Origin of the sequence: Pseudoduganella danionis, assembly GCF_009720775.1 — a bacterium.
Classification (GTDB): Bacteria; Pseudomonadota; Gammaproteobacteria; order Burkholderiales; family Burkholderiaceae_D; genus Rugamonas; species Rugamonas danionis.
Map to the genome: position 1 here is coordinate 1 of NZ_WNKW01000020.1, position 2,901 is coordinate 2,901.

Below are 2,901 nucleotides of genomic sequence, written 5' to 3' on the forward strand. Positions count from 1 at the left end.
AGCTAACGTTATAGGGACAAGTGAATAAGTGCACATGGCGGATGCCTTGGCGATTACAGGCGATGAAGGACGTAGTAGCTTGCGATAAGCTGCGGGGAGCTAGCAAACAAGCTTTGATCCGCAGATTTCCGAATGGGGAAACCCACCCTTTTAGGGTATCACTCACTGAATACATAGGTGTGTGAGGCGAACGCGGCGAACTGAAACATCTAAGTAGCTGCAGGAAAAGAAATCAACCGAGATTCCCAAAGTAGTGGCGAGCGAAATGGGAAGAGCCTGTACGTGATAGTCGTTTTGATAGTGGAATCCTCTGGAAATAGGAACCATAGCGGGTGATAGTCCCGTACACGAAATCAAAGCGGTGGTACTAAGCGTACGACAAGTAGGGCGGGACACGAGAAATCCTGTCTGAATATGGGGGGACCATCCTCCAAGGCTAAATACTCGTAATCGACCGATAGTGAACCAGTACCGTGAGGGAAAGGCGAAAAGAACCCCGGGAGGGGAGTGAAATAGATCCTGAAACCGTGTGCATACAAACAGTAGGAGCAGACTTGTTCTGTGACTGCGTACCTTTTGTATAATGGGTCAGCGACTTACATTCAGTGGCAAGGTTAACCAAATAGGGAAGCCGTAGAGAAATCGAGTCCGAACAGGGCGATAGTCGCTGGGTGTAGACCCGAAACCAAGTGATCTACTCATGGCCAGGATGAAGGTGCGGTAACACGCACTGGAGGTCCGAACCCACTAATGTTGAAAAATTAGGGGATGAGCTGTGGGTAGGGGTGAAAGGCTAAACAAACTTGGAAATAGCTGGTTCTCTCCGAAAACTATTTAGGTAGTGCCTCAAGTATCACCATCGGGGGTAGAGCACTGTTATGGCTAGGGGGTCATCGCGACTTACCAAACCATTGCAAACTCCGAATACCGATGAGTGCGAGCTTGGGAGACAGACGTCGGGTGCTAACGTCCGGCGTCAAGAGGGAAACAACCCAGACCGCCAGCTAAGGTCCCAAAGATTGGCTAAGTGGAAAACGAAGTGGGAAGGCTAAAACAGTCAGGATGTTGGCTTAGAAGCAGCCATCATTTAAAGAAAGCGTAATAGCTCACTGATCGAGTCGTCCTGCGCGGAAGATGTAACGGGGCTAAGCCAGTCACCGAAGCTGCGGATATCCGTAAGGATATGGTAGGAGAGCGTTCTGTAAGCCTGCGAAGGTGTCTTGTAAAGGATGCTGGAGGTATCAGAAGTGCGAATGCTGACATGAGTAGCGATAATGGGGGTGAAAAGCCCCCACGCCGTAAGCCCAAGGTTTCCTGTTCAACGTTCATCGGAGCAGGGTGAGTCGGCCCCTAAGGCGAGGCAGAGATGCGTAGCTGATGGGAAGCAGGTTAATATTCCTGCACCGTCGTATGATGCGATGGGGGGACGGATCGCGGAAGGTTGTCTGACTGTTGGAATAGTCAGTTTCTGATTCATAGAAGGTGCTTAGGCAAATCCGGGCACGTAATTCAAGGGATTGGGACGAGTGAACTTGTTCACGAAGCAATCGGAAGTGGTTCCAAGAAAAGCCTCTAAGCTTCAGTCATACGAGACCGTACCGCAAACCGACACAGGTGGGCGAGATGAGTATTCTAAGGCGCTTGAGAGAACTCGGGAGAAGGAACTCGGCAAATTGGTACCGTAACTTCGGGAAAAGGTACGCCCTTGTAGCTTGGCTGATTTACTTCAGTAGGGCGAACGGGTTGCAATAAACTGGTGGCTGCGACTGTTTAATAAAAACACAGCACTCTGCAAACACGAAAGTGGACGTATAGGGTGTGACGCCTGCCCGGTGCTGGAAGATTAAATGATGGGGTGCAAGCTCTTGATTGAAGTCCCAGTAAACGGCGGCCGTAACTATAACGGTCCTAAGGTAGCGAAATTCCTTGTCGGGTAAGTTCCGACCTGCACGAATGGCGTAACGATGGCCACACTGTCTCCTCCCGAGACTCAGCGAAGTTGAAGTGTTTGTGATGATGCAATCTACCCGCGGCTAGACGGAAAGACCCCATGAACCTTTACTGTAGCTTTGCATTGGACTTTGAATCAATCTGTGTAGGATAGGTGGGAGGCTTTGAAGCGGGGACGCCAGTTCTCGTGGAGCCATCCTTGAAATACCACCCTGGTTCATTTGAGGTTCTAACCTTGGCCCGTTATCCGGGTCGGGGACAGTGCATGGTAGGCAGTTTGACTGGGGCGGTCTCCTCCTAAAGTGTAACGGAGGAGTTCGAAGGTACGCTAGGTACGGTCGGACATCGTGCTAATAGTGCAATGGCATAAGCGTGCTTAACTGCGAGACTGACAAGTCGAGCAGGTACGAAAGTAGGACATAGTGATCCGGTGGTTCTGTATGGAAGGGCCATCGCTCAACGGATAAAAGGTACTCTGGGGATAACAGGCTGATTCCTCCCAAGAGTTCATATCGACGGGGGAGTTTGGCACCTCGATGTCGGCTCATCACATCCTGGGGCTGTAGCCGGTCCCAAGGGTATGGCTGTTCGCCATTTAAAGTGGTACGTGAGCTGGGTTTAAAACGTCGTGAGACAGTTTGGTCCCTATCTGCCGTGGGCGTTGGAAATTTGAAGGGGGCTGCTCCTAGTACGAGAGGACCGGAGTGGACAGACCTCTGGTGTACCGGTTGTCACGCCAGTGGCATTGCCGGGTAGCTAAGTCTGGAAGAGATAACCGCTGAAAGCATCTAAGCGGGAAACTTGCCTTAAGATGAGATTTCCCAGAGCCTTGAGCTCTTTGAAGGGTCGTTCGAGACCAGGACGTTGATAGGTCAGGTGTGGAAGTGCAGTAATGCATTAAGCTAACTGATACTAATTGCCCGTACGGCTTGTCCCTATAACCTTAGCAGG

General features: G+C 50.9%; 1 rRNA gene. It reads left to right on the forward strand.

From position 1 onward, the window contains the following. Window positions 1-14 precede the first annotated feature (14 nt). Window positions 15-2,887 (forward strand): 23S ribosomal RNA (locus GM655_RS22450). Window positions 2,888-2,901: the final 14 nt, after the last annotated feature.